We start from the raw sequence: 26,478 nt of genomic DNA on the forward strand, positions 1-26,478 counted from the left end.
TCACGGCCTCGTCCCGAAACGCGATTCTTCGGTAACGGTGAACCCCCCGGACACCCCCGGGCCCCTCCGCTTACGCCAGGATGTCGGGTACGCACAAGCATCTGGAGGGGAACCCAGACGATGAGCAGCAACCAGCCGGGCCCGTACGGTGACCGGCCCCAGCAGCCCGGACCGTACGGTCAGGCGGGCCCCTACGGCCAGCCACCGCAGGCACCCCAGCCCGGCTACGGCTATCCCCAGCAGGCCCCGGCGGGTGTCCCGCCCCAGCAGAACCCCTACGCCCAGCAGCAGCCGGCCGCCCAGCCGTACGCCGGCCAGCAGCCGCCGGCGCCGCAGCCCTACGGCCAGCCCCCGTACGGCCAGCCCCCGTACGGCCAGCAGCCCTACGGGGCGCCGCAGCCGCCGGCGCCGGGCGGCGGCACGAAGAAGACGGTGCTGATCATCGGCGCGGTGGCGGTCGTGGCGGCGATCGGCGTGGGCGCTTACCTGGTGCTCGGCGGCAGCGGTGGCGGTGCGGTGGCCGACGACGGCCCGCACAAGCTGACGGCGCCGGCGGCGGTCGTCGACGGCACGTACAAGAAGGTGGGCAGCAGCGATGCCCCGGACACCATGAGCGACAAGGACCTCGCGGAGTTCGAGAAGTGGGGGGTGAAGAACCCCAAGGACGTCAGCGCCGGATACCAGAAGGGCACGGGCCTCTCGGTCAGGAACCTCACCTTCGGTGGCGTCTACGGCACCATCGACGACCCCGAGGCCGTCGTGGACGCCATGTTCACCAAGATCAAGGCGGAGTCCCAGAAGGACAAGACGAGCAAGGGCAAGCTGCTCGGCAGCCCGGAGACGGTGCACCCGTCCGGCTTCGCCGGCGCCATCATGAAGTGCCAGGTGGCCCAGTTCCAGAATGACGAGGCGTCGGGCACCGGTACCGCGAAGAGCTTCACCATGCCCATCTGCATCTGGGGCGACCACAGCACCGTGGCCGACGTCACGGCGTTCAGCTTCGCCTCCCTGGCCGCAGGGCACGGAGGCACCGTCGACGAGACGGCGGGCCTCGCCGCGAAGCTCCGCGACGACGTGCGAGTCAAGGCCTGACGCGAAGGAACCAGTCTCACCGACGGGGCGCCCCGCCGCCTGTGTGGCGGGGCGCCCCGTCATTGCGTCGGCAGCTCGGCTTCAGGCCATCCCAGGCGGCAAGCGCATGGTCCAGCCGGCTCTTCGCAGCCCCGGTGCGCCAAAAGGTGATGCAGTCGCTCCGGCCGGCACTCGCCGGGGCAGCCTCACCGACGGCACAACTCCCGCCACGGCAATCACCGCTCCCGCCGTCGGCCACCGCAGGGCAGGCCCCGAAAGGAAAAGGTGCCCGGCGATATCGCCGGGCACCTCACCTGCATCAGTACCGCCTACGCCGTCTTCTGCTCCCCCGGCCCCCGGCCGCGGGCGTCCCTCGGGATCAGGGTCGGGTTCACGTTCGACAGGACCACGTCCGCGGTGATGACCACGCGGGCCACGTCCTTGCGGGACGGCACCTCGTACATCACCGCCTGGAGGACCTCCTCCATGATGGCGCGCAGGCCGCGGGCGCCCGTCTGGCGCAGGATGGCCTGGTCCGCGATGGCCTCCAGGGCCTCGCGCTCGAAGTCCAGTTCCACACCGTCGAGTTCGAACAGCCTCTGGTACTGCTTCACCAGGGCGTTGCGCGGCTCGACGAGGATCTGCAGAAGCGCCTTGCGGTCGAGGTTGTGGACCGAGGTGATGACGGGAAGACGGCCGATGAACTCCGGGATCATCCCGAACTTCACCAGGTCCTCGGGCATGACGTCCTCGAACTGGTCCTTGGACTCCAGCTCGCGCTTGGAGCGGATCGTCGCGCCGAAGCCGATGCCCTTCGCGCCCGCCCGGGCCTCGATGATCTTCTCCAGACCCGCGAACGCGCCGCCCACGATGAACAGCACGTTCGTCGTGTCGATCTGGATGAACTCCTGGTGCGGGTGCTTGCGGCCGCCCTGCGGGGGCACCGAGGCCGTCGTGCCCTCCAGGATCTTCAACAGGGCCTGCTGGACGCCCTCGCCGGAGACGTCACGCGTGATCGAGGGGTTCTCGCTCTTGCGGGCCACCTTGTCGATCTCATCGATGTAGATGATGCCCGTCTCGGCCTTCTTGACGTCGTAGTCGGCGGCCTGGATCAGCTTCAGGAGGATGTTCTCGACGTCCTCGCCCACATAGCCGGCCTCCGTCAGCGCCGTCGCGTCGGCGATGGCGAAGGGCACGTTCAGCATGCGGGCCAGGGTCTGGGCGAGCAGCGTCTTTCCGGAGCCCGTGGGGCCGAGCAGCAGGATGTTCGACTTGGCCAACTCGATGGCGTCGTCGCGGCCTTGGGCACCGCCGTTCTCACCGGCCTGGACCCGCTTGTAGTGGTTGTACACCGCGACGGACAGGGCCTTCTTGGCCGCCTCCTGCCCGACCACGTACCCCTCGAGGAACTCATAGATCTCGCGGGGCTTGGGGAGTTCCTCCCAGCGCACCTCGCTCGTCTCGGCGAGCTCTTCCTCGATGATCTCGTTACAGAGATCGATGCACTCGTCGCAGATGTACACACCGGGGCCTGCGATGAGCTTCTTGACCTGCTTCTGGCTCTTGCCGCAGAACGAGCACTTGAGCAGATCGCCGCCGTCACCGATGCGTGCCACGGTGTGCTTCCCCTTCGCCTGGGAGACGCCTTGGGTCCAGCGACTCCTGGTGCTGCCTTATGTCCGACGGTACCTTGCCGGGCCCCCCGTTCGGGCCCCCCTTGGCACGGTTCACTTTGACGTGCACCGTTTCAATCCGTGCCAAGGGGCGGCAGACGATACGGGTCCGGCGGCGATGCGCCTCAGCGGACCGCGGTGTTGTTCATCTTCCGGGTGGAGATGATCTGGTCGATCAGGCCGTACGACAGGGCGTCCTCGGCCGTGAGGATCTTGTCGCGCTCGATGTCCTCGCGGATCTTCTCGATCGGCGTGTTCGAGTGCTTCGCCAGCATCTCCTCCAGCTGCGAGCGCATCCGGAGGATCTCGTTGGCGGCGATCTCCAGGTCGGAGACCTGGCCGCGGCCCGTCTCGCTGTAGGGCTGGTGGATCAGCACACGGGCGTTCGGGAGCGCCATGCGCTTGCCGGGGGTGCCCGCGGCCAGCAGCACCGCCGCGGCGGAGGCCGCCTGGCCCATGCAGACCGTCTGGATGTCCGGCTTCACGAACTGCATCGTGTCGTAGATGGCCGTGAGCGCGGTGAAGGAACCGCCGGGGCTGTTGATGTAGACCGAGATGTCCCGGTCGGGGTCCATCGACTCCAGGCACAGCAGCTGCGCCATGACGTCGTTGGCCGAGGCGTCGTCGATCTGGACGCCCAGGAAGATCACGCGCTCCTCGAAGAGCTTCGCGTACGGGTCGTACTCGCGGATGCCCTGCGAGGTGCGCTCCACGAAGCGCGGGATGACGTAACGGGACTCGGCCGAGGGGCCGGTGTACTCGGCGCGCGTGCGGTCGTAGAGGCCGCTGCCGGGGAAGTCGTTCACGATGTCTCCTGAGAAGGGCTGAGGCGGTGGCTGGGGGCTAAGGGGCGCTGGGGGCCGTTGCGGGGCCCGGTGGGGCCGTCACGGGCCTACCGGGCCGCCTGGGGACCCCGGGCGGCCCGGGGGTCTCCACCGGCCGTATGAGGCCCGGTGAGCCCTTTACGAGCCCGCCCCGGTGCCTCCGCCGCCCGGCATGCCGACAGCGGTGGTGATGACCTCGTCGATCAGGCCGTACTCCTTGGCCTCCTCGGCGTCGAACCAGCGGTCGCGGTCCGAGTCGCGGGTGATCTGCTCGACCGACTGGCCGGTGTGGAAGGAGGTGAGCTCGGCCATGCGCTTCTTGGTGTGCAGCAGCCGCTCGGCGTGGATCTTGATGTCCGACGCGGAACCGGCGAGGCCGGCCGAGGGCTGGTGGATCAGGATCTCGGCGTTGGGCAGGGCGAAGCGCTTGCCCGGGGTGCCCGCGCTGAGCAGGAACTGACCCATGGAGGCCGCCATGCCCATGGCGATCGTCACCACGTCGTTCTTGATGTACTGCATGGTGTCGTAGATCGCCATGCCCGCCGTGATGGAACCACCAGGGCTGTTGATGTACAGGTAAATGTCCTTGTCCGGATCGGCGGCGAGGAGCAGCAGCTGCGCCGTGATCCGGTTGGCGATGTCGTCGTCGACCGGCTGGCCGAGGAAGATGATCCGCTCGTTGAGCAGCCGGCTGTAGACCTGGTCACCGAGGCCGCCACCGATGGAAGGCTCGCCGGCGGCGGAGGGCATCAGATTCGTCACGTATCCACCTGCTCGTCTTACGACGGCGCGGGGCCGTCTCACGTGTTCTGCTGGGGCGTGGGACCCCGCGCGGCGCCCCTGCGGGGCGGCTTCGGGGACTCCCCTGCCCTCGTATTCATGGACCCTAACGCGCAGGCAGTCGGGTGCCATCCCGCTTCTGCGGGTGTTCGCTGTCAGCGCATGGAGGTTGGCTGTGCGGTGACCGGGGCCGGGGGCCGTCGGCAACCGCGCCCCGGGCCCTTGTGAGATCACGGTAGCCCCGACGGGCGCGGGCCGCCTCCGATCCGCCGTGACCGACGGCCGCGCGGTGCCGGCGGCCCCGGGGCGCGGTCCCCCGTGCGGCGGCTCATGACGACGGGCCCCGGGACGCGTGGTGCGTCCCGGGGCCCGTCGGTGGCCGGTGGTCCCGGAGGGTGGGGCCGGTGGTCCCGGAGGGTTACGCCTCCGGCTTCTCCTCGGCGGACTCGGCGGCCTCGGTGGCCTCCGTGGCCTCAGCGGCCTCCGTGGAGCCCTCCGCCTCGTTCTCGTCCTCGTCGTCCAGGTCGACGACCTCGCCGTTGGTGTCCTTCACCGTGGCGGCCTCGACGACGACCGCCAGGGCCTTGCCGCGGGCGACCTCGCCGACCAGCATCGGAACCTGGCCGCCCTCGACGACCGCCTGGGCGAACTGGTCGGGGGCCATGCCGGAGGAGGCCGCACGCCGCATGAGGTGCTCGGTCAGCTCCTCCTGGTTGACGTTCAGCTTCTCCTTGTTGACCAGCTCGTCGAGCACGAACTGCGTCTTGATGCCCTTGATCGCGGCCTCGCGCGTCTCGGTCTCGAACTCCTCGGCCGTCTTGCCCTGGATCTCCAGGTAGCGCTCGAGGGTCAGACCCATCTGGGCGAGCTGGTGGTGCTCGAGGTTGTGCTTGCGGGTGTTGATCTCGTCCTCGAGGAGCTTCTCGGGGATCGGGACCTCGACCAGCTCCAGCAGCTTGTCAAGGACACGCTCCTGGGCCTGGGTGGCCTGGTCGTACTGCTTCATGTTCGCGAGGCGCTTGCGGCTGTCCGCCTTCAGCTCCTCCAGCGTGTCGAACTCGGACGCGAGCTGCGCGAACTCGTCGTCCAGCTCCGGCAGTTCCCGGGAGGCGACCTGGGTGACCTTGACCGTCACCTCGGCCTCCTTGCCGGCCGCCGAGCCGCCCTTCAGCTCGGAGGTGAAGGTGCCCTCCTCGCCGGCCGACAGGCCCTTCACGGCGTCGTCGATGCCGTCCAGCAGCTCACCGGAGCCGATGGTGTAGGAGACGTCGCTGGCGACGCCGTCCTCGAGGACCTCGCCGTCGACCTTGGCCTCCAGGTCGATGGTGACGACGTCGCCGTCCTCGGCGGCGCGCTCGACCGGGGTGGTCGACGCGAAGCGCTCCCGCAGCTGCTCGACGGACTTCTCGACGTCCTCGTCGGTCACCTCGATCGCGTCGACCTCGACCTCGATGCCGGAGTAGTCCGGGACCTCGATCGTCGGGCGGACGTCCACCTCGGCGGTGAAGGACAGCAGCTCGTTGTCCTTCAGCTCCTTGATGTCGACCTCGGGCTGGCCGAGCGGGTTCAGCTCGGCCTCGTTGACCGCCTCGGTGTAGAACTTGGGGAGCGCGTCGTTGACGGCCTCCTCCAGGACCGCACCGCGGCCGAACCGCTGGTCGATGACGCGGGCCGGGATCTTGCCCTTGCGGAAGCCCTTCACCGTGACCTGCTGGTTGATCTTCTTGTACGCCGCGTCGAGGCTGTCCTTGAGCTCCTCGAAGGGCACCTCAACAGTGAGCCGAACCCGGGTCGGGTTCAGGGTCTCCACGGCGCTCTTCACGGTTCGGTCTCCTTGTGGCTGACTTCTTGGGGTTCTGCCGAGCTGCTCCGCCCTGACGGGCGCGCTTACGGCGGATTCGCGGGCCCCTGCCTGAGAGACGTGGCAGTGCAGACACACGGGCGCGCAGCTTGCATAGTAACCGCAGCCACGGGGCGCCCCAAAAGGCGATCATGCGGTACGGCGCCGGAGGCCGCCTGCCGGTTGGTCGGGGTGGCGGGATTTGAACCCACGGCCTTCCGCTCCCAAAGCGGACGCGCTACCAAGCTGCGCCACACCCCGTCTGGTGCGACACGTAGGCTACATGCCCGAACAGCTCGCGTCGGCCGCTTTGCCGACGGGCGGGGGCACGGACCAACGCGTTGGCCTACGGGGCGGACGACCCGCTACGATGCGTCCTGTGCCGCGGTCACCGACCTGCGGCGCATCCGTTGCGGGCGTAGCTCAATGGTAGAGCCCTAGTCTTCCAAACTAGCTACGCGGGTTCGATTCCCGTCGCCCGCTCTGTACGGCTCAGGGCCAGGTCAGAGGGTTGATCCTCTGCGCCTGGCCCTGATGCGTTTCCGATTTTCACCCTCCCGCGCCCGTCGCGTGCTTGTTCGGGTCCCGATCCTGTTTGCGGGCCTGCTCGACGACCGCGCTCACTGTCCGGCCGACACAGACCGGCCGATCAGACACTCTCGCTCGGCCGTGGCGCGTCAGGACCGGTTCACGGTGATCAGGACCCGTTCACAGTGAATGCACCGCCGGGCCGGTGGAGCGGGCCGTCGTCCGGCCGGAAGGTGCGGGTGCACCGCATCCCGGGCTTCACCCGGCCGGCCTCCGCACAGGAGGCGACGGTGAGCGCGCCGACCTCGCCCAGCAGGCAGAGTCGAGGCCCACCTGAAAGGTCCCGAAGGCCGCCGGCATCGTCCCGATCGGCACGAAGAGGACGAGGTACGCCGACGCCGGGGCCGGGCGCACCGGACGCGACGGCCCATGCCGCGGATCATCGGTGCCACGCGTCGCCCCGGACGTCCCATGAAGGCGCCACAGGACGGAACAGGGCGGGTCCGGGCCGGGGCCGACCGGCTGGGGGCGGCTGCGATCGGCTCCGCGCGGTGGACGGCGCGGAGCGTGTGCGGCGGGACCGCGCCCACCGTGTCCGGTCAGAAGCTGATCGAGTTGATCGTCTCCGCTATCGAGTTCAGGAACCGGTTGATGGACGGAGCCATACCGGTCGAGGCGAGGAAGAAGCCGAACAGGATCGCCACGATCGCCGGACCGGCCTTGATCGAGCCCCCTCGGATCAACACCACCAGGATGATCGCCAACAGCAGCACCACTGACAGCGAAATGGCCACAACTGATCACACCCTCGGTCGGTCCGCTCTCCCGGCCCGGGGGCGCAACCCCTCGCACCCCCGCCAGAACCATCGTGCCACCAACGGGCCCGCCCTATGCGGCCCGTGAGGCATCGTCGGTCACCTCAGCCGCTTGGGCCGCGCCAGCACACCGGCGGGCGATCGTCAACCTCGCGTTCCCGCACGGTAATTCGGGGGAGGTCCGACAGGAATTACCTCCGATCGTTTCCATGTCCACACATCGTGTTCGCAGGTAATCCGAATACCGCCCGCACATCCCCCTCACGATCCCCTCGCGAACCTTCTCTTCAGACATTCCGCCAGAGTCACCCGCGAGCGATATGCCCTCTTCAGTCGGGATGAATACGGACACAACACCCGTGGAGTGCGGGGAAATCGATGTGTGGCAGAACACTCCGCCGTAATGTCCACCCCGCTGAATCCTGGATACCCGCCGGGGATTACCGCTCTACGCGTCAAGGGTTTTACGCGAGCCCATGGACAACGCTAGGGTGCCTCAGATGTTCCACGCCGCCTCGTCCTCCTCAAGAGCAACAGGCCCATCCTCGGCACCCGCACGCACGCCCCTCTCCCCGGTGCGGTCACCGGCGGACGGAGTCCCGAGTCCGCGCTCCGCCGAGCCCACGGGGCCGTCCGCCAAACAGCGTGACGCCTTCTTCGACAACGCCAAGTACCTGGCGATCGTGCTGGTGGCCATGGGCCACTCCTGGGAGCCGCTGAAGGGCGACAGCCGCGTGCTGCAGGCGGCGTACATGTGCGTCTACGCCTTCCACATGCCGGCGTTCATCGTCATCTCCGGCTACTTCTCCCGCAGTTTCGACATGCGCCCCGACCGGCTGAAGCGCCTGGTGACGGGTGTTCTGGTGCCTTACGTCGTATTCGAGACGGCGTACGTCCTCTTCAAACGCACCGTCGGCGGGGACCCGAGCCTGCCGATCAGCCTGCTCGACCCCTGGTACCTGACATGGTTCCTGGCCGCGCTCTTCATCTGGCGGATGACCACCCCGCTCTGGAAACTGGTCCGGCACCCGGTCCCGCCGGCGATCGTGGTCGCCATGCTGGCGTCCGTCTCCCCCGACATCGGTGACGACCTCGACCTCCAGCGGGTGCTTCAGTTCCTGCCGTTCTTCGTCATCGGCCTGTCCCTGAAGCAGGAGCACTTCCAGCTGGTGCGGCGCCGCTCGGTGCGGATCCTGTCCCTGCCGGTCTTCGCCGGCGCGCTCGCCGTGGCGTGGTGGGCGGTGCCGCGGATGAACCCGGCCTGGTTCTACCACCGCGACAGCGCACAGGAGTTGGGCGCGCCGTGGTGGTGCGGCCCGGTGATGGTGCTCGCGCTGCTGGGCTGCTCGCTGCTCCTCGCCGCCTGCTTCTTCTCCTGGGTGCCGCGCCGGAAGATGTGGTTCACGGCGCTGGGCGCGGGCACGCTCTACGGCTATCTGCTGCACGGATTCTTCGTGAAGGGCGCCGACTACCTGGGGTGGTACGACGCGGCATGGCTGCACCGGCCCCTGGGTGAGGTGTTCGTGACGCTGCTCGCGGGCGCGGTGGTGACGCTGCTGTGCACGTTCCCGGTGCGCCGGGTGTTCCGGTTCGCGATGGAGCCGGAGATGAAGTGGGCGTTCAAGAGGGATGCGGCGGCGCCGGCGCGCGAACGGGCGAGGGCGTGAGCGCGGATCCCGCCGTGCGCCCGGCATCGTACGGGCCGCCGCCCCGCCGAGGGCAGGACCGCCTCCGCGCCAGGGACACGGGCGGCGGAGGCGGAGGCGGTGGCGGTGGCGGTGTTCAGCGGGTCGTGGACGGGGCCGTCGGGCCCTCGCGGCAGATCAGCAGCAGCGCACGGTCGTCGTTGACGTCCTTCGCCACCGCCTCGATCAGGTGCCAGGCGGCGCCGCGGAAGCCGCCCGCCACATAGCGGTCGGCCTCTCCGGTGAGGCGGTCCATGCCTTCGACGATGTCGCGATCGGCCGTCTCCACCAGGCCGTCCGTGAACAGCATCAGCACATCGCCGGAGCGCAGGGTGCCCTTCACGGAGTCGAACTGGGCGCCGTCGTAGACCCCGAGGAGCGGGCCCTCCGCCGCCTTCTCCTCCCAGCGGCCGCTGCCCGCGCTGAGCTGGAGGCCCGGCGGGTGACCGGCCGAGTACAGCTCGTAGTCGCCCGACTCCAGGTCCAGGACCAGATGGATGGAGGTCGCAAAGCCCTCGTCCCAGTCCTGGCGCAGGAGATAGCCGTTCGCGGCGGGCAGGAAGGCGTGCGGCGGGAGCGAGCCCAGCAGTCCGCCGAACGCCCCGGACAGCAGCAGGGCGCGCGAGCCGGCGTCCATGCCCTTGCCCGAGACATCGGTCAGGACGACCTCCAGGGTGCGGCCCCCGTTCGTGCGCGCCGCCACCACGAAGTCACCCGAGAACGACTGTCCGCCCGCGGGCCTGAGCGCCATCTCGCGGTGCCAGCCCAGCGGCAGCTTCGGCAGCTTGCTCTGGACCCGGATGCGTTCGCGCAGGTCGAAGAGCATGGTCCCGCCGCGCCGCCAGGGCACGCCGACCCGGCTGCGGAACTGCGCGATGAGCAGCCCGAAGAACCCGCAGGCCGCGACCACGAGGACGATGCCGGGGCTGACCCGGGACGGGCCATCCGTGTACGGGCCGAGCTTGACCGACTCGACGATCAGCGCGGTGGCCGCCGTGGCGTACAGGGCGAGCAGGCTGGAGGGACGCAGCAGCACGCCGCCGGCGACGATCGGCAGGACGAGGACGGCCGGCGAGCACCACACGGGATCGACCAGGGTGGTGGCCGCGATCAGCGGAACCGTCAGCAGCAGACCGGCCAGCGCCACCCAGTCCGAGCCGTCCCCGCGGAAGTAGTCCACGGCGGATCTGCGCACGCCGGTGCGGGCCCGGTGCCACTGCTTCTTCAACCGGGCCGCGAACGTCTCGGCCTCTGCGCGCCGCTCTCGTCCTGCTGCCATTGATTCGCGACCCTACCCATCGGACCAGGTGCTTGGCACGGGAGGTCCCACTTGTCCCCCGTCCGAGCGCGCAACTTCACAGGAAGCGCGCCCCCCTGACCCGGGGGAAATCCCCTCGCTCGTCCCGCATTGCCCTGGTAGGCATGGCCCATGACGACGGACGTGCGGGTCCTGCGGCGGGACGAGTGGGACGAGTGGTACGGCAACCTCATGAGGGCCTTCGCCGGCATGGAGGAATCCCCCGAGGAGCAGGCGCTCTGGGATGAACTCACGCATCTGGACCGTTCCTTGGGCGCATGGGACGAAGAGGTGTGCGTGGGCACGGCGGGCGCGTTCCGTTTCCGCCTCACGGTCCCCGGCGGTGCCTCGGTCCCGACGGCGGGCGTCACGATGGTGAGCGTCGCGGCGACGCATCGCCGGCGCGGGGTGCTGACGTCGATGATGCGCCGGCAACTCGATGACATCCGTGGCTGGGGCGAACCGCTCGCGGTGCTCACCGCTTCCGAGCCGGCGATCTACGGCCGGTTCGGGTACGGCGTCGGGACCTTCCAGCTCGGCGCGGAGATCGACACAAGCCGTGTGCACCTGTCCGTTCCGCCCGGTACCGATGACGTACGGCTGCGGTACGCGGCGCCTGCCGATGTCCTCGACGCGTGCGAGGCGGTGTACGCACGGCTGGTGCCCGGCCGTCCCGGCATGCCGGCCCGGGAGCCCGGCTGGGAGCGGGTGGCCCTGCTCGATAGGCCGGGCGAGCGGGACGGAGCGTCGGCGCTGCAGTGTGTGGTTGCCGAGCGGGACGGCGAGATCACGGGGTACGCGCGCTTCCGCACCAAACTCGGCTGGGAGGTCACCGGCCACAACGGCACGGTGGCCCTGAAGGATCTGGCCGCGCTGGATCCGGCGACGGACGCGGCGCTGTGGCGTTTCCTGTTCGGCATCGATCTGACGACGACGCTGACCGTGCGCGGCCGACCGCTGGACGAGGCGTGGCAGCATCTGGTGTCCGACATCCGGCGGTGCGCGCCGCGAGTGCGGGACGCGCTCCACGTACGACTCGTCGATGTCGGAGCGGCGCTTCAGGCGCGGACGTACCAGGCGCCGGTGGACGTGGTGTTCGAGGTGGAGGACGCCTTCTGCCCCTGGGACGAGGGGCGTTGGCGGCTCACCGGGGACGCGAAGGGCGCCTCCTGCGCACGGACGACGGACGCGGCCGATCTCTCCCTTTCCGTGCGGGAGCTGGGGTCGGCGTATCTGGGCGGGGTGTCGCTCACGGCCCTGGCGGCGGCCGGGCGGGTGCGGGAGCTGCGGCAGGGGGCGCTGGCGGAGGCGTCGCTCGCGTTCGGCTCGGCGGTGGCGCCCTGGCTGCCGCACGGCTTCTGACAGGAGCCACAGCGGGCCGGTCCCGGCACCGGCGGCGCCGGTCCGGGCCGCGGTCGGGCGGCTATCGCTTCTGGCAGCCCGGGCACCAGAAGAGATTGCGGGCGGCAAGACCGGCGGTGCGGATCTCGCCGCCGCAGACATGGCAGCGCAGGTTCGCTCTGCGGTACACGTACACCTCGCCGCCGTGGTCGTCCACGCGCGGGGGGCGGCCCATGGCCTCGGGGGTGTGTTCGGGGCGGACGGTGTCGATGCGGTTGTTGCGGACACCCTCGCGCATCAGGCCGACGAGGTCGGCCCAGATCGTGTCCCACTCGGCCGGGGAGATGTCCCTGCCGGGGCGGTACGGGTCGATGCCGTTCCGGAAGAGGACCTCGGCACGGTAGACGTTGCCCACACCGGCGATGACCTTCTGGTCCATGAGCAGGGCGGCGATGGAGGTACGGCTGCGGGAGACGCGCCGGTAGGCGTCCGCGGGGTCGGCGTCGGCGCGGAGCGGGTCGGGTCCGAGGCGGGCGTGCAGCGCGCCCTTCTCCTCGTCCGTGATCAGCGCGCAGGTGGTGGGGCCGCGCAGGTCGACGTACGAGGTGGGGTTCGCGAGGCGCAGGCGGACCGTGTCGGTGGGCGGGGGTACAGGGGCGTCGCCGAAGGTGACCTTGCCGAACAGGCCGAGGTGGATGTGCACCCAGTCGCCGCCGCGGAAGCCGAGGAAGAGGTGCTTGCCGTGGGCGTCGGCGGTGTGCAGCGCGGCGCCGTCGAGGAGGGCCGCGGCGTCGGCGAACTTGCCCTGGGGGCTGGAGACGGTGACGGGGCCGCCGGTGAACCGCGCGGCGTAGTCCTCGGCCAGCCGGTGAATCGTGTGCCCCTCCGGCACGCCTGCCCCCTCTCAGATCATCGGTACGCCCCCGCGCCCCCGCGCCCCCGCGCCCGGGCGCCGGGGCGCTGCGGGGGCACCCCGGCTCACGCACCCCGGACGCCGCCGGGCAGGGGGACGATCAGCCCTGCGGGTGGTGGGCGGGGATCGGCGGCAGGTCGCCCGTGGCCTCGTAGTCCGAGAGCATGTCGATGCGCCGCACATGCCGCTCGTCACCCGAGAACGGCGTGGCGAGGAACGTCTCGACGAACTTCGTCGCCTCGTCCTGCGTGTGCATGCGCGCACCCACCGCGACGACGTTCGCGTCGTTGTGCTGACGGCCGAGGGACGCCGTCTCCTCGCTCCAGGCGAGGGCCGCACGGACACCCTTCACCTTGTTCGCGGCGATCTGCTCGCCGTTGCCCGAGCCGCCGATCACGATGCCGAGGGAGCCGGGGTCCGCCGCGGTGCGCTCCGCCGCGCGGAGGCAGAACGGCGGATAGTCGTCCTGGGCGTCGTAGATGTGGGGCCCGCAGTCGACGGGCTCGTGGCCGGCGGACTTGAGCCACTCGACGAGGTGGTTCTTCAGTTCGAAGCCGGCATGGTCGGAGCCGAGATACACGCGCATGGTCCGAGTGTGTCACGGCCGCCGTCGATCGACCTCGCGGGGTTCCGAGCCGAATGGGTGTGAGCTACACCATTGATGCTCAAGAAAAACTCAAGTAACAATCCGGATTCAAAGGTTTCCGATTTTCTTCGCCTCCGATTCACTGGACCGGCTCGTACACCGCTCGTATGAGCCCCCGTACTCCAGCGGGCTCCGCCCGTACGGGGCCCGTATTCGTACGGGCGTGTGTCCCCCGCATCCCCGTACACCCGGCTCAAAGGAAATACCCTTCATGACCTCGCAGCCGACCCCCACCAAGGCCGGAAATGCCCCCGGCCGCGCCGGAGAACCCGGCGGCGGCCTCCAGGCCGGACTCAAGAACCGTCATCTGTCGATGATCGCCATCGGCGGCGTCATCGGCGCCGGGCTGTTCGTCGGATCCAGCAGCGGAATCGCCACCGCCGGCCCCGGCATCCTGCTCTCGTACGCCCTCGTCGGCACGCTCGTGGTGCTGGTGATGCGCATGCTGGGCGAGATGTCCGCCGCGAACCCCACCTCCGGCTCCTTCTCCGCGCACGCGGACCGCGCCCTCGGCCGCTGGGCCGGCTTCTCGATCGGCTGGCTCTACTGGTTCTTCTGGGTGGTCGTGCTCGCCGTGGAGGCCACCGCGGGTGCCAAGATCCTCCAGAGCTGGATCCCCGCCGTGCCCCAGTGGGGCTGGGCCCTCATCGTGATGATCGTGCTGACCGCGACCAACCTGGTCTCCGTCGGCTCCTACGGTGAGTTCGAGTTCTGGTTCGCCGGGATCAAGGTCGTGGCGATCGGTGCCTTCATCGTGGTCGGCGCCCTCGCCATCTTCGGTGTGCTGCCCGGCGTGCACAGCGACAAGGCGGGGCTGAGCAATCTGACCGCGCACGGCGGCTTCCTGCCGCACGGTCCCGGGGCGATCCTCACCGGTGTGCTGCTCGTCGTCTTCTCCTTCATGGGCAGCGAGATCGCCACCCTGGCGGCCGGCGAGTCCGAGGACCCGCAGCGTGCGGTGACCAAGTCGACCAACAGCATCATCTGGCGTATCGGCGTCTTCTACCTGGGCTCGATCCTCGTGGTCGTCTCCCTGCTGCCGTGGAACGACCCGTCGATCAAGAGCAAGGGCTCGTACGTCGCCGCCCTGGACTCCCTCGGGATCGCGCACGCCGGCCAGATCATGAACTTCATCGTGCTGACGTCGGTGCTGTCCTGCCTGAACTCCGGGCTGTACACGGCCTCTCGCATGGCCTTCTCGCTGGGCCGGCGCGGCGACGCGCCGAAGGCCTTCGCCCGCACCACCCGCCGTGGCGTTCCGATGGCGGCGATCGTCGTCTCCGTCCTCTTCGGCTTCCTGGCGGTGTTCTTCAACTACAAGTTCCCGGACTCCGTCTTCCTCTTCCTGGTGAACTCCAGCGGCGCGGTCGCCCTGTTCGTCTGGCTGGTGATCTGCTTCTCGCAGCTGCGGATGCGGAAGATCATCCAGCGGGAGGCGCCGGAGAAGCTGATCGTGAAGATGTGGCTGTACCCGTACCTGACCTGGGCCGCCGCCGCACTGATCGTGTTCGTCCTCGGCTACATGCTGACCGACACCGAGCACGACGGACGCGAGACGGTGCTGCTGTCGCTGCTCGTGGCGGCGGTCGTGCTGGTGATCGCCGTGGCGAAGGAGAAGCTGGGCGGGGGCCGGACCGCAGACCCGGCCGTGGACGCGGAGCAGGCGCGGGCCGAGGTCGGAGCCTGACCAGCGCGTGAGCATCGGGAGGGGCCCCGTGGCGTGCAGCCGCGGGGCCCTTCGGCGTTTCCGGGTGCGGACCGGTCGTACCGGGTGCGGGCGGGTCGTAGCGAGTACGGGGTCGTACCGGGTGTGGACGGGTCGTACCGGGGGCGGGGCCGCACCGGTGAGGACCGGCCGTACCGGGTGCGGATCGGCCGGCCGGTGTCAGGCGCCGGCGGCGGCCGCGTAGGACCCCGTGCGCAGCTCGTCCAGGAGGCCGGGCTCGACCGGCTTCCAGCCGAGCACCCGCTCGGCGAGGGAGGGGGCCATCGCCGAGGAGCGGGCGAGCACTCCGGCGAAGGGGCCCATCACCGTACGGAAAAACCGCGGGGGCCGGGCACGATGCCCGGCCCCCGCGGTGTGGGAGATCAGAGGGTGCTGCTATGTCACTTCCTGACGAGCTTCCAGGCGGTGGGCAGCAGGCCCATCGCCAGGGCCGCCTTCAGGGCGTCGCCGATCAGGAACGGGGTGAGCCCCGCCGCGATCGCGGCGGTCGCGGACATCCCGGTGGCCAGGGCCAGGTACGGCACGCCGATGGCGTAGATGATCGCCTCGCCCAGCAGCATCGCGCCGGCCGTGCGCAGCACCGAGCGGTCGGCGCCGCGGCGGGCCAGGGCGCCCACGACGGTGGAGGCGAGCAGCATGCCGAGGATGTAGCCGAAGGACGGGGCGGCGGCGCCGGAGCCACCGCCGGCGAACCACGGCACACCGGCGACACCGGCCAGCGCGTACAGGGCGAGCGACAGGAAGCCGCGGCGGGCGCCGAGCGCCGTGCCCACGAGCAGCGCGGCGAAGGTCTGTCCGGTCACCGGCACCGGGGAGCCCGGAACGGGCACCGAGAGCTGCGCGGCGAGCCCGGTGAGCGCGGCACCGCCGACCACGAGGGCGACGTCGCGCACCCGGGTGGGGACACCTCCCCGCTCGAGCGAAGCCCAGAGCCTGGGGGAGGGCAGCAGATCGGCGAGGACCTCGCCGGGGCGGGCAACTGTGGCGGTGGCGGTGCTCATGGGAACTCACTCCGGCGGTGGGGACGGTTCGGGACACCGCGACGCTATCCCAGGGCCGGTGAGCCGATCACCGTCAGCGCTCGACAAAGGCCGGATCCGCCCATTGGTGGGCTGTGCACAAAAGCCGGGGCTTACACGCGACGCGGCGTGATTCCGGTCACTGAGGTGACGGCGATGACCCCAGGGAGGTCCCCACCAGGCCAACTGTAGGAACTCACCAACGGGGTGGCGTCTCCTCATCACCCCCGTCTCGCCCGTCGGTCGCCGTCTGGGCAGTGGTGAGCCGCTTTGCTAGCTTCGAGCCCATGGTTGCCCAGGCCCGGAATCTCACGTCGCGTCGCTATGTCGACCTGCGACGCCAGGGCACGGCCACCTGTCGCCCCCTCGCGTGAGGCGGGCGGAGCGGCTCCGGCACGCCTCCACGAATGCGGCGCAGTGTCGGACCCGTTCCCGAGGAAGCCCCCATGCCCCGAACCGCAGCACTCCCTGCCCCCTTCCCCCTGCCCCGTGCCGCCGACGGCGACCGGCGCCGGACGAGCGCGAGCGTCATCCTGCGGTCGGTTCTGGAGCACGGACCGGTGGCGCGCAGCACCATCGCCCGGCTCACCGGGCTGTCACCGGCGTCGGTGACGGACTACTGCGCCCGGTTCACCGACATCGGGCTGATCCGTGAGGCGGCGGCACCCCGGCGCTCGGGCGGGGTGGGCCGCCCCCATGTGCCGGTCGACCTGGACGACTCCCGGTTCGTGGTGGCCGGGGTGCATGTGGCGGTGCCGTACACCACCGTCGCCCTGCTCGACCTGCGCGGGCGGGTGCTGACCGAACGGCGGCTCGCGCACGAGCACACCGCCCCGGGCCGGGTGCTGGCCCGGGCCGCGGACGGGCTGCGGGCGCTGCTCGCCGGAAGCGGGACGGGCACCCCCCTGGGGGTGGGGGTGGCGGCCGGCGGCTGGGTGGACCGGGACTCGGGGACCATCGTCGAACACGCGCTGCTGGGCTGGCGGGAGGTGCCCGTGCGGGAGTTGCTCGGCGCGGCCATCGGGCTGCCGGTGCACGTCGACGGGCACGCCCGGGCGCTGGTCAACGGGGAGCGGCTGTTCGGGCGGGCACGCGGCAGCCGCAGTGTGCTGCATCTGTTCGTGGGCAATGTGGTCGACGCGGCCTTCGCCACCCACGACCAGGTGCACTACGGGCCGCGCTCCCAGGCCGGGGCGATCTCCCATCTGCCGGTGCCGGGCGGCACCGAGCCGTGCGACTGCGGGCGCACCGGCTGTCTCCAGGCCGAGCTGAGCGAGCGGACGCTGTGCCGGCGGGCCCGGGAGGCGGGTGTCATCGACGGGACGAACCCGATGCATGTGGTCGCCGCGGCGGCCGCCGGTGACCGGGCGGCCGTGAAGCTGCTGGTGGACCGGGCCCGGGCGGCCGGACGGGTGGCGGGGCTGCTGGTCGATGTGCTCAATCCGGAGACGGTCGTGGTCACCGAGGTCGGCGTGGTGCACCGGGAGGACTGCCTGTCGGCGCTGCGGGAGGCGGTCGGAGCGGACCGGGCGGCGGCCGTCCTGCCCACCAGTTTCCCGGATTCCGTGCTGGCCGTGGCGGGCGGCTCGGTGGCCCTGGACGTGCTCTACCGCGATCCGCTGGGCGCCTCCACCTGAGCGGAATTAATTCAGAAACTCGGAATGTTGACAGGCCTCTCCAGGACCGTGGAGCATCGTGTTCATGAGCCCGCGCATGATCTGTCGCACCCTTTGTTGCTGACACGTTGACACCCTGACGTCTGGTCAGGCGATGCTCCGCGGCGCCTTCCTCTTCCTTCGTTTTCCCTCCTCTTCACTCCCCCACATTTTCCTTTCCTGGCTCTGCCGAGCCCGGAATTCCCACGCACGCCTGCCATGTGAACCAGGGAGTCCTCCCATGCCATCTCTGCCTGCGTCCGGTGTCGACCGGCGGCTGTTCCTCACCTCCCTGCTCGGCGCCGCCGCCGGCGCCGCCGGGCTGACCGGCTGCGCGGGAAGCAGCGTCGCGGCCGGGGCCTCGGGGACCGGGGCATCCTCCGCCCCGCTCGCGGACCGGGTCCCGGCCGGTACGAGCCTGAAGATCGCCTCGTACCAGAACGTCCAGCAGTTGCAGTTCAAGCTGGCGAGCCTGCCGGCGTTGCCGTTCAGTGTGTCGAGCTGGGTCAACATCGGGGCGGGACCGGACGTGATCAACGCCTTCCGCGCCAAGTCGCTGGATCTCGCCAACAATGCGGGAATCCCGCCGATCCAGGCGCACTATCAGGGTTTCGACGCGAAAATCGTCGCGATCGACATCACCCGCAAGCCCAACTATCTCTTCGCCACGAAGCCCGGCAGCGACATCCGCACGGTCGCGGATTTCAAGGGCAGAAAGCTCGCCTTCTCCCAGGGGCAGGCGCAGGGAGTCGTGCTGCTGCGCGCGCTGAAGAGGGCCGGTCTGAGGTACGACGAGGTCCGTCTGGTGCCGCTCACCAGCAACCAGTTCCTCACCGCCCTCCAGTCCGGCCAGGTGGACATCGCCCCGCTCCCCAACAGCCAGGTGCCGGCGTATCTGAAGCTGTACGCGTCCAAGGGTGCCCGGACCGTCCGCACCGACGTGGTCGACCTGCTCAATCTGCTGTGGGCGCCCGCCTCGGTGCTGAACGACCGCGCGAAGGCCGCCGCGATCGCCGCGTACATCCCGCGGTGGGCGAGGGGCCAGGTGTGGCAGTGGGAGCACCCGGACGTCTGGAACCGGGAGTTCTACGTCGGGACGCAGAACCTGACCCTGGCGCAGGCCGAGTCCATCACGAGGCTCGCCAACAAGCCGTTGTTCCCGCCGCACTGGGACGAGGCGATCGCCTGGGAGCAGGAGACCGCCGATCTGCTGGCAGAGGGCGGCTTCGTGAAGAAATTCGACGTCGGCTCGCTGTTCGACCGGCGCTTCGAGGACCTCGCGGCGAAGGCCGTACCCGCGGAGTACCGGAGGTGAGCGCCGTGACCACGACGACCACGGCCGCGGCGCCCACGGCCCCCTCCGCTCCGCCCGCGCGGCGGCGGCGCCGCGGTCTCGCCCCCGGCAGGCCGCTGCCGGCCGCCCGCCTCATCGGCCCGCTGCTCCTGCTCGCCCTGTGGGCCGCCGCCTCCGCCGCCGGACGACTGGATCCGGCGGCGATCCCGGCCCCCTGGACGGTCCTGCGGGCCGGAGTCCGTCTGTGGACCGACGGCACGCTGTCCACGGATGTGCTGACCTCGCTGCGGCGGGCCGCCTACGGCTTCGCCCTCGGACTGACCGCCGGAGTACTGCTCGCGCTCGCCTCCGGACTGAGCCGGACCGGTGAGGCACTGATCGACGGGACCGTGCAGCTCAACCGGGCGATCCCGACCCTCGGCCTGATCCCGCTGTTCATCCTCTGGCTGGGCATCGGCGAGACCTTCAAGATCGCGATCATCGCCATCGTCGTCTACGTCCCGGTCTATCTGAACACGCATGCCGCGCTGTCCGGCATCGACAGCCGCTTCGTCGAACTCGCCGAGGTGCAGGGCCTGACGAGGTACCGGTTCATCCGCCAGATCGTGATTCCCGGGGCGCTGCCCGGCTTCTTCGTCGGGCTGCGGCTCGGCGTGACCGGCTCCTGGCTGGGACTGGTGGTGCTGGAGCAGATCAACGCCACCAGCGGCCTCGGCTATCTGATGTTCCAGGCCCAGAACTACGGCCAGACGGACGTCATCCTCGTCGGCCTGGCGGTCTACGGAATCTTCGGCCTGGTCTCCGACAGCGCGGTCCGCATCGTCGAACGGAGGGCGCTGTCATGGCGACGCACACTGAACAGCTGACCCGGCCCGCCGTCCGGATCCGGGGCCTGACCCGGTCCTACGACGGCCGTACGGTCCTCGACGGCATCGATCTGGACCTGCCCGCCGGCCAGTTCACCGCCCTGCTCGGGCACAGCGGCTCGGGCAAGAGCACCCTGCTGCGGGCGATCGCCGGCCTCGACCACAAGGTGGACGGCAGTGGCCGGCTCACCGCGCCGGAGCGGGTCTCCGTGGCCTTCCAGGATGCACGGCTGCTGCCCTGGCGGCGGGTGCTGGACAACGTCCTGCTGGGCACGGACGGCGGGGAGGCCGCCGAACGCGGCCGGGCCGCCCTCGCCGAAGTGGGCCTGGGAGGCCGGGAGAGGGCCTGGCCGGGCGAGCTGTCCGGCGGCGAGGCCCAGCGCGCGGCCCTGGCCCGCTCCCTCGTCCGGGAGCCCGAACTGCTGCTGGCCGACGAACCGTTCGGCGCCCTGGACGCCCTCACCCGGATCAGAATGCACGGCCTGCTGCGGCAGCTGTGGCAGCGCCACCGGCCGTCCGTGCTGCTCGTCACCCACGACGTGGACGAGGCGATCGTGCTCGCCGACCGCGTCCTCGTCCTCGACCGGGGCCGGATCGGCCTCGACCTGACCATCGACCGCCCGCATCCGCGCACCTACCGGGACCCGCTGCTCGGCGCGTACCGGGAGCGGCTGCTCACCGCGCTGGGCGTCACGGAGGATCCCGCATGACCCGTCAGCTGCACCTCAACGCGTTCCTGATGAACACCGGCCACCACGAGGCGTCGTGGCGGCTCCCGGAGAGCGACCCGCACGCGCACGTGGACCTGGCCCACTACATCGGGCTCGCCCGCATCGCCGAGCGCGGCACCTTCGACTCGCTGTTCCTCGCGGACAGCCCCCAGTTGTGGGGCGGTGTGGCCCAGCGCCCCTCCGGCGCCCTGGAGCCCCTCACCCTGCTCACCGCGCTGGCGACGGCCACCGAGCACATCGGTCTGATCGCCACGGCGTCCACCTCGTACAACGCGCCCTACAACCTGGCCCGCAGACTCGCCTCGCTGGACATCGTCAGCGGCGGCCGGGCCGGCTGGAACATCGTGACCACCGCCGGTGCCGAGGCCGCCCGCAACTTCGGTGTGGAGCACGAGCCCGCGCATGCCGACCGCTACGCCCGCGCCGCCGAGTTCCTCGACGTGGCGCTGAAGCTGTGGGACAGCTGGGAGGACGACCTGATCGTCGCCGACAAGGCGGCGGGCGTATGGGGCGACGACGCCAAGCTCCACCCGGCGCGGCACCGGGGCACGTACTTCAGCGTCGAGGGTGCCCTCAACGTGCCGCGCTCGCCGCAGGGTTACCCGCTGCTGGTGCAGGCGGGCTCCTCCGAGGACGGCAAGCGGTTCGCGGCCCGGTACGCGGAGGCGGTGTTCACCGCCCAGCAGACGCTCAGCGGCGCGCAGGCCTTCTACGCCGACCTCAAGTCCCTCACAGCGGCGGCGGGCCGGGACCCGGACCACATCAAGGTGCTGCCCGGCATCGTCCCGGTGCTCGGCTCCACGGAGGCCGAGGCGCGGGTGAACGAGCGGGTGCTCGAGGAGCACATCGTCCACGAGCACGGCCGCGACCGGCTGGAGAACCTGCTGCGCCTTCAGCCCGGCACCCTCGACCTGGACGCCGAACTTCCCGCCGACCTCCCGCCCGAGGCCGCGATCGAGGGCGCCAAGAGCCGTTACACGCTCGTGGTGGAGCTGGCCCGGCGGGAGCGGCTGACCGTGCGGCAACTGATCGGGCGGCTCGGCGGCGGACGCGGGCATCTCACCTTCGCCGGCACGCCCGAGCAGGTCGCGGACGCCATCGGGACATGGTTCACGCAGGGCGCGGCCGACGGCTTCAACATCATGCCCGCGCTGCTGCCCTCCGGTCTGGAGGCCTTCGTCGAGCAGGTCGTCCCGTTGCTGCGCGCCCGCGGCCTGCTCCGCGAGACGTACGGCCCCCGCCGGACCCTGCGGGAGCGCTACGGCCTCCCGCGGCCCGCCAACCAGTACGTCACGGACCACGCCTGCGCACTCGCCACGGCCTGATCCGCACTCGCCACCGCCTGACCCGCACTCGCCACCGCCTGACCCACATGCGCCACCGCCTGAAAGGACCCGTCATGCCGGCCATCGAGATCCACAAGGTCACCGCGAACATCGGCGCACGCATCGTCGGCGCCGACATCTCCAAGCCCCTCGACGAGGAGACGGTCGCCGCTCTCCGGGAGGCCCTCAACGTCCACAAGGCGCTCGTCTTCGACGATGTGAACCTCGACGACGACGGCCAGCAGGCCTTCGCCCGTCACTTCGGGGACCTCACGACCGCCCACCCGACGGTGCCCGCCGTCGAGGGCGCCCCGCATGTGCTGCCCGTCGACAGCGAGCGGGGCCGTGCCAACCACTGGCACACCGACGTGACCTTCGTCCTCAACCCGCCGCAGGCCAGCACCCTGCGCTCCCTCACGATCCCGCCGTACGGCGGCGAGACCCTGATCGCCGACACCGCGGCCGCCTACCGCGATCTGCCGGAGCCCCTGCGGGGCCTCGCCGACACCCTGTGGGCGGAGCACACCAACGACTACGACTACGCGGTGCCGGACGAGGCGATCGACGAGGAGAAGGCCGCCCAGCGCGCCCAGTTCACGTCGATCACCTACCGCACCGCCCACCCGGTGGTGCGCGTCCACCCGCTGACCGGCGAGCGCGGGCTGTTCATCGGCGGCTTCGCCCAGCGGATCGTCGGCCTGTCGGTGCCCGAGTCCCGCCGGATCCTGGACCTGCTCCAGGCGTATGTCACACGGCCGGAGAACATCCTGCGCTGGCGCTGGTCGGAGAACCAGCTCGTACTGTTCGACAACCGCATCACCCAGCACTACGCCATCGACAACTACGACGGCCTGCCGCGCCGCCTGAACCGGGTGACCGTCGCGGGCGACATCCCGGTCGGCGTCGAGGGCAAGGAGAGTTACGCCATCGAGGGCGACGCCTCGCACTACACGGCAGTCGCCGCGTAACCGGGGTTTCACCTTCCGTACAGCCGACGTCCGGATAGTGGGCAGCTTCCTCGCCGGAGCGGAGAGGCTGTCCACACTGTGGGGGTTTTTGCCCGACTCTTGCCATTGGACGAGGCGCCCATGCCCACCACCACCGTCGAGACACCACCCGGGACCGGCGTCGCCCTGTCCCACGGACTGAAGCAGCGCCATCTGTCGATGATCGCCCTCGGCGGTGTGATCGGCGCCGGGCTGTTCGTGGGCTCCGGCGCGGGCATCGCCGCCGCCGGTCCGTCGATCGTGATCGCCTACGCCGTCTCCGGTCTGCTCGTCATGCTGGTGATGCGGATGCTCGGCGAGATGTCGGCCGCCTACCCCTCCTCGGGCTCCTTCTCCGCACACGCCGAGCGGGCGATCGGCCCCTGGGCGGGCTTCACCGCCGGCTGGTCGTTCTGGGTGCTGCTGTGCACGGCCGTCGGCCTGGAGGGCATCGGCGCCGCGAAGATCGTCACCGGCTGGCTGCCGGGGACGCCCGAGTGGGCGTGGGTGGCGCTGTTCATGGTGGTCTTCTGCGGTGCGAACCTGGCCGCGGTGAAGAACTTCGGCGAGTTCGAGTTCTGGTTCGCGGCACTCAAGGTCGGCGCGATCACGCTGTTCCTGGTGCTCGGGGTGCTGGCGGTCGCCGGGGTACTGCCCGGGACCGACTCCCCGGGCGCCTCGAACCTCACCGACTTCCTGCCCCACGGCAGCGAGGGCCTGGTCATCGGACTGCTCGCGTCGGTGTTCGCGTACGGCGGCCTGGAGACCGTCACCATCGCCGCGGCGGAGTCCCCGGACCCGGTCCGGGGCGTGGCGGGCGCGGTGCGTACGGCCATGTGGCGCATCGCGCTCTTCTACATCGGGTCGATGGCGGTCATCGTCACCCTGGTCCCGTGGAACGCGAAGGAGGTCGTCGAGAAGGGCCCGTATGTGGCGGCCCTCGACCACCTGGGCATCCCGGGCGCCGGGCGGCTGATGAGCGTGGTGGTGCTGGTCGCGCTGCTGTCCGCGATGAACGCCAACATCTACGGCTCCTCGCGCATCGCGTATTCCCTGGTGGAGCGCGGCCAGGGCCCGAAGGCGCTGGGCCGGGTCTCCGGCGGTGTGCCCCGGGTCGCCGTCCTGGTCTCGTCGCTGTTCGGCTTCGGGTGTGTCGTCCTCAGCTACTGGCGGCCGAACGACGTCTTCCCCTGGCTGCTGAACATGATCGGTGCGGTGATCCTGGTCGTCTGGTTCTTCATCGCGGTCTCGCAGCTTCGGCTGCGCCGCCGTCTGGAGCGGGAGGCGCCCGGCCGGCTGGCCGTGCGGATGTGGGCGTTCCCGGTGCTGACGTGGGTGGCGCTGGCGGGCATGGCGGCGATCTTCGTCCTGATGGCCCGGCAGCCGGACACCCGTGTGCAGCTGTACTCCACGGGCGGTATGACGCTGGTCCTGGCCGCCGTGGGCTACGCCTGGCAGCGGGCCCGCGCCCGGGACTGACGCCGTCCGCTCCTCCGGCCGGGCAGGCCCCCACGTCGACACGTGGGGGCCTTCCTGTTGCCCGCACCGGCCCCCCGACTTCCCTTTTTGTTGCTAGCGTGTACTTGCAAGCTATTCGCAATAAGAGGTACGGAGAGGACCCCCATGCCCGTCTACACGCTGCCCGACCTGCCGTACGACTACTCCGCGCTCGCCCCCGTGATCAGCCCCGAGATCCTCGAGCTGCACCACGACAAGCACCACGCGGCGTATGTGAAGGGCGCCAACGACACGCTGGAGCGGCTCGCCGAGGCACGGGACAAGGAAGCGTGGGGCTCGATCAACGGTCTGGAGAGGAACCTGGCCTTCCATCTCTCCGGCCACATCCTTCACTCGATCTACTGGCAGAACATGAGCGGCGACGGCGGCGGCGAGCCGCTGGACCGGGACGGCGTGGGCGAGCTGGCCGACGCCATCGCCGAGTCCTTCGGTTCGTATCGGCAGTTCAAGGCCCAGCTCTCCAAGGCCGCCGCGACCACGCAGGGCTCGGGCTGGGGCGTTCTCGCCTATGAGCCGCTCAGCGGCCGGCTGATCGTCGAGCAGGTCTACGACCACCAGGGCAACGTCGGCCAGGCGGCCACCCCGATCCTGGTCTTCGACGCCTGGGAACACGCCTTCTACCTGCAGTACCGCAACCAGAAGGTGGACTTCATCGAGGCCATGTGGCAGGTCGTGAACTGGCAGGACGTGGCCCGGCGCCACGCGGCGGCCAGGTCCCGGACCGACGTGCTGCTGCTCGCCCCCTGAGGGCGGCGTGAGGCGTCCTGCCGTGATCGTCTTCTCACCGTTTCACCGGCAGGCGGACGAAGGGAAGACCCCCGCGAGTGGGGGCACCCCTCTGGGGGACCGACTCGCGGGGGTCTTCCGGTAGCGGGGGCTCCGGTGCATGGTGATCGGATGCCGATGTACTGCTTCACCTGCGACACCGATCAGCCCCATCGCGAGCTCAACCGTGCCGAGCAGGCCTGGCTCGAGGAGCGCCTGGGCCGCGCGGCCGTGCGCGAGTTCCGGATGTGCGAGGCCGTGCTGGACGCGGAGACCGGCAAACAGTGCCGCAACCTCCGCACGGGCACGAACAAGAAACCCTTCGCCCGGCCCATCCGGGTGCCCCTGCCGGAGTGAACACGGCGGTGCGGGCCGCCGGGGCCGTACACCCCGGCGGCCCGCTCCGGGCGTCCTACAGGTTGCTGAAGTCCGGCCCCTTGGTCCGGGTGCGCTTGATCTCGTAGAAGCCAGGGACCGAGGCGACCGCCAGGGTGCCGTCCCACAGCTTCGCGGCGTCCTCGCCCTTGGGGGCCGGGGTGACCACCGGGCCGAAGAAGGCCAGCTGCTCGCCGTCGGCACCCGGGACCGCGATCACCGGGGTGCCCACCTCCTGGCCGACCTTCTCGATGCCCTCCTTGTGCGAGGCGCGCAGCTCGGCGTCGAACTCGAAGTCCTCCTGCTCGGCGTAGTCGATCAGGTCCGCGGGCAGGCCGACCTCGTCGAGCGCCGCGGCGATCGCCTCGAGGGTCGGGCCCTCGCCCTGGTTGTGGAAGCGGGTACCGAGAGCCGTGTACAGCGGGCCGAGGACGTCGTCACCGTGCTTCTGCCAGGCGGCGGTCACCACGCGCACCGGCTTCCACGCCTGGGTCGCCAGCATCTCCCGGTACTCCTCGGGCAGCTGGTCCAGCTTGTCCTCGTTGAGCACCGCGAGGCTCATGATGTGCCAGCGGACCTCGATGTCCCGGACCTTCTCCACTTCCAGGACCCAGCGGGAGGTCATCCAGGCCCAGGGGCACAGCGGGTCGAACCAGAAATCGACGGGGGTCTTGCCGGAAGCGGTCACGGTCTCGGACATGACTCTCCTAGAAGCGCGGGCGTTTACCGGGCAACGTCCGAGGTCGCCCCGCCATTCCCGAAAACGCTCATGAGGTGCGCCCCCATACCCGGTGTCAGGGGCCCA

General features: G+C 70.4%; 24 protein-coding genes and 2 tRNA genes. 14 read left to right on the forward strand and 12 right to left on the reverse strand.

Annotated elements, in window-relative coordinates; all coding sequences use genetic code 11:
• The first annotated feature begins 120 nt into the window (after positions 1-120).
• Positions 121-1,092, forward strand: a complete 972-nt coding sequence (locus ACIP94_RS04400) for a hypothetical protein (protein ID WP_402419330.1) — start codon at positions 121-123, stop codon at positions 1,090-1,092.
• A 308-nt stretch (positions 1,093-1,400) separates the two neighbouring features.
• On the opposite strand, the gene clpX is transcribed toward ACIP94_RS04400, so the two are convergent.
• The 5 genes from clpX to ACIP94_RS04425 all read right to left on the reverse strand — a co-directional run bounded on the left by clpX (position 1,401) and on the right by ACIP94_RS04425 (position 6,449).
• Positions 1,401-2,687: an ATP-dependent Clp protease ATP-binding subunit ClpX gene (gene clpX, locus ACIP94_RS04405; RefSeq protein ID WP_265568090.1), complete on the reverse strand. Its 1,287-nt coding sequence runs from the start codon at positions 2,685-2,687 to the stop codon at positions 1,401-1,403.
• A 182-nt stretch (positions 2,688-2,869) separates the two neighbouring features.
• The gene (locus tag ACIP94_RS04410; RefSeq protein ID WP_402419333.1) at positions 2,870-3,550 is read right to left on the reverse strand and encodes an ATP-dependent Clp protease proteolytic subunit; all 681 of its coding nucleotides are present in this window, start codon (positions 3,548-3,550) and stop codon (positions 2,870-2,872) included.
• A gap of 156 nt (positions 3,551-3,706) precedes the next feature.
• On the reverse strand, positions 3,707-4,318 hold the full coding sequence (locus ACIP94_RS04415; RefSeq protein ID WP_402420376.1) for an ATP-dependent Clp protease proteolytic subunit: 612 nt from the start codon (positions 4,316-4,318) through the stop codon (positions 3,707-3,709).
• Positions 4,319-4,766: 448 nt separating this feature from the next.
• Positions 4,767-6,170 (reverse strand): trigger factor, encoded by a 1,404-nt coding sequence (tig, locus tag ACIP94_RS04420; protein WP_402419336.1) that lies wholly within the window; start codon positions 6,168-6,170, stop codon positions 4,767-4,769.
• A 202-nt stretch (positions 6,171-6,372) separates the two neighbouring features.
• Positions 6,373-6,449, reverse strand: a tRNA-Pro gene (locus ACIP94_RS04425).
• Positions 6,450-6,600: 151 nt separating this feature from the next.
• On the opposite strand from ACIP94_RS04425, the gene ACIP94_RS04430 reads away from it, so the two are divergent.
• Positions 6,601-6,671: transfer RNA gene (locus ACIP94_RS04430), tRNA-Gly, on the forward strand.
• A 644-nt stretch (positions 6,672-7,315) separates the two neighbouring features.
• On the opposite strand, the gene ACIP94_RS04435 is transcribed toward ACIP94_RS04430, so the two are convergent.
• Positions 7,316-7,510, reverse strand: coding sequence for a hypothetical protein (locus ACIP94_RS04435; protein WP_026178055.1), 195 nt, complete (start codon positions 7,508-7,510; stop codon positions 7,316-7,318).
• A gap of 521 nt (positions 7,511-8,031) precedes the next feature.
• Here ACIP94_RS04435 and ACIP94_RS04440 point away from each other — a divergent pair.
• On the forward strand, positions 8,032-9,198 hold the full coding sequence (locus ACIP94_RS04440) for an acyltransferase family protein (RefSeq protein ID WP_402419339.1): 1,167 nt from the start codon (positions 8,032-8,034) through the stop codon (positions 9,196-9,198).
• Between the two features lie 115 nt (positions 9,199-9,313).
• Here ACIP94_RS04440 and ACIP94_RS04445 read toward each other — a convergent pair whose 3' ends face one another.
• Positions 9,314-10,495, reverse strand: a complete 1,182-nt coding sequence (locus tag ACIP94_RS04445; RefSeq protein ID WP_402419342.1) for a PP2C family protein-serine/threonine phosphatase — start codon at positions 10,493-10,495, stop codon at positions 9,314-9,316.
• A gap of 150 nt (positions 10,496-10,645) precedes the next feature.
• Between ACIP94_RS04445 and ACIP94_RS04450 the strand changes: the two genes are divergently transcribed.
• Positions 10,646-11,875 carry a GNAT family N-acetyltransferase gene (locus tag ACIP94_RS04450; RefSeq protein WP_402419345.1) on the forward strand — a complete coding sequence of 410 codons (1,230 nt, stop codon included), beginning with the start codon at positions 10,646-10,648 and terminating at the stop codon, positions 11,873-11,875.
• A gap of 61 nt (positions 11,876-11,936) precedes the next feature.
• Here the strand turns inward: ACIP94_RS04450 and ACIP94_RS04455 are convergent, their stop codons facing one another.
• On the reverse strand, positions 11,937-12,746 hold the full coding sequence (locus ACIP94_RS04455) for an Fpg/Nei family DNA glycosylase (RefSeq protein ID WP_402419346.1): 810 nt from the start codon (positions 12,744-12,746) through the stop codon (positions 11,937-11,939).
• A gap of 121 nt (positions 12,747-12,867) precedes the next feature.
• Positions 12,868-13,353, reverse strand: a complete 486-nt coding sequence (locus tag ACIP94_RS04460; protein WP_402419349.1) for a ribose-5-phosphate isomerase — start codon at positions 13,351-13,353, stop codon at positions 12,868-12,870.
• Between the two features lie 271 nt (positions 13,354-13,624).
• Between ACIP94_RS04460 and ACIP94_RS04465 the strand changes: the two genes are divergently transcribed.
• Positions 13,625-15,100 carry an amino acid permease gene (locus ACIP94_RS04465; RefSeq protein ID WP_402419351.1) on the forward strand — a complete coding sequence of 492 codons (1,476 nt, stop codon included), beginning with the start codon at positions 13,625-13,627 and terminating at the stop codon, positions 15,098-15,100.
• Positions 15,101-15,298: 198 nt separating this feature from the next.
• Here the strand turns inward: ACIP94_RS04465 and ACIP94_RS04470 are convergent, their stop codons facing one another.
• Positions 15,299-15,442 carry a hypothetical protein gene (locus tag ACIP94_RS04470; RefSeq protein ID WP_402419354.1) on the reverse strand — a complete coding sequence of 48 codons (144 nt, stop codon included), beginning with the start codon at positions 15,440-15,442 and terminating at the stop codon, positions 15,299-15,301.
• Between the two features lie 77 nt (positions 15,443-15,519).
• On the reverse strand, positions 15,520-16,140 hold the full coding sequence (locus tag ACIP94_RS04475) for a biotin transporter BioY (RefSeq protein ID WP_402419357.1): 621 nt from the start codon (positions 16,138-16,140) through the stop codon (positions 15,520-15,522).
• 464 nt (positions 16,141-16,604) lie between these two features.
• On the opposite strand from ACIP94_RS04475, the gene ACIP94_RS04480 reads away from it, so the two are divergent.
• The 9 genes from ACIP94_RS04480 to ACIP94_RS04520 all read left to right on the forward strand — a co-directional run bounded on the left by ACIP94_RS04480 (position 16,605) and on the right by ACIP94_RS04520 (position 25,655).
• The gene (locus ACIP94_RS04480) at positions 16,605-17,795 is read left to right on the forward strand and encodes an ROK family protein (RefSeq protein ID WP_402419359.1); all 1,191 of its coding nucleotides are present in this window, start codon (positions 16,605-16,607) and stop codon (positions 17,793-17,795) included.
• A gap of 259 nt (positions 17,796-18,054) precedes the next feature.
• The gene (locus tag ACIP94_RS04485; protein ID WP_402419362.1) at positions 18,055-19,128 is read left to right on the forward strand and encodes an ABC transporter substrate-binding protein; all 1,074 of its coding nucleotides are present in this window, start codon (positions 18,055-18,057) and stop codon (positions 19,126-19,128) included.
• Positions 19,125-19,973, forward strand: coding sequence for an ABC transporter permease (locus ACIP94_RS04490; RefSeq protein ID WP_402419364.1), 849 nt, complete (start codon positions 19,125-19,127; stop codon positions 19,971-19,973). The genes ACIP94_RS04485 and ACIP94_RS04490 overlap by 4 nt, the downstream gene beginning before the upstream one ends.
• On the forward strand, positions 19,949-20,683 hold the full coding sequence (locus ACIP94_RS04495; protein ID WP_402419366.1) for an ABC transporter ATP-binding protein: 735 nt from the start codon (positions 19,949-19,951) through the stop codon (positions 20,681-20,683). Before ACIP94_RS04490 ends, ACIP94_RS04495 begins: the two co-directional genes overlap by 25 nt.
• Complete coding sequence (locus ACIP94_RS04500) at positions 20,680-22,029, forward strand: LLM class flavin-dependent oxidoreductase (RefSeq protein WP_402419369.1); 1,350 nt, start codon at positions 20,680-20,682, stop codon at positions 22,027-22,029. The genes ACIP94_RS04495 and ACIP94_RS04500 overlap by 4 nt, the downstream gene beginning before the upstream one ends.
• Before the next feature lie 74 nt (positions 22,030-22,103).
• On the forward strand, positions 22,104-22,997 hold the full coding sequence (locus ACIP94_RS04505) for a TauD/TfdA dioxygenase family protein (RefSeq protein WP_402419372.1): 894 nt from the start codon (positions 22,104-22,106) through the stop codon (positions 22,995-22,997).
• Between the two features lie 120 nt (positions 22,998-23,117).
• Positions 23,118-24,494 carry an amino acid permease gene (locus ACIP94_RS04510; RefSeq protein WP_402419375.1) on the forward strand — a complete coding sequence of 459 codons (1,377 nt, stop codon included), beginning with the start codon at positions 23,118-23,120 and terminating at the stop codon, positions 24,492-24,494.
• 144 nt (positions 24,495-24,638) lie between these two features.
• Complete coding sequence (locus tag ACIP94_RS04515; protein WP_402419378.1) at positions 24,639-25,280, forward strand: superoxide dismutase; 642 nt, start codon at positions 24,639-24,641, stop codon at positions 25,278-25,280.
• A gap of 150 nt (positions 25,281-25,430) precedes the next feature.
• Positions 25,431-25,655, forward strand: a complete 225-nt coding sequence (locus tag ACIP94_RS04520; RefSeq protein ID WP_402419381.1) for a hypothetical protein — start codon at positions 25,431-25,433, stop codon at positions 25,653-25,655.
• A gap of 55 nt (positions 25,656-25,710) precedes the next feature.
• Here ACIP94_RS04520 and ACIP94_RS04525 read toward each other — a convergent pair whose 3' ends face one another.
• Positions 25,711-26,373 carry a DsbA family protein gene (locus tag ACIP94_RS04525; protein WP_402419384.1) on the reverse strand — a complete coding sequence of 221 codons (663 nt, stop codon included), beginning with the start codon at positions 26,371-26,373 and terminating at the stop codon, positions 25,711-25,713.
• Positions 26,374-26,478 lie beyond the last annotated feature (105 nt).

Origin of the sequence: Streptomyces sp. NPDC093261 (assembly GCF_044753645.1) — a bacterium.
Taxonomy (GTDB): Bacteria; Actinomycetota; Actinomycetes; order Streptomycetales; family Streptomycetaceae; genus Streptomyces.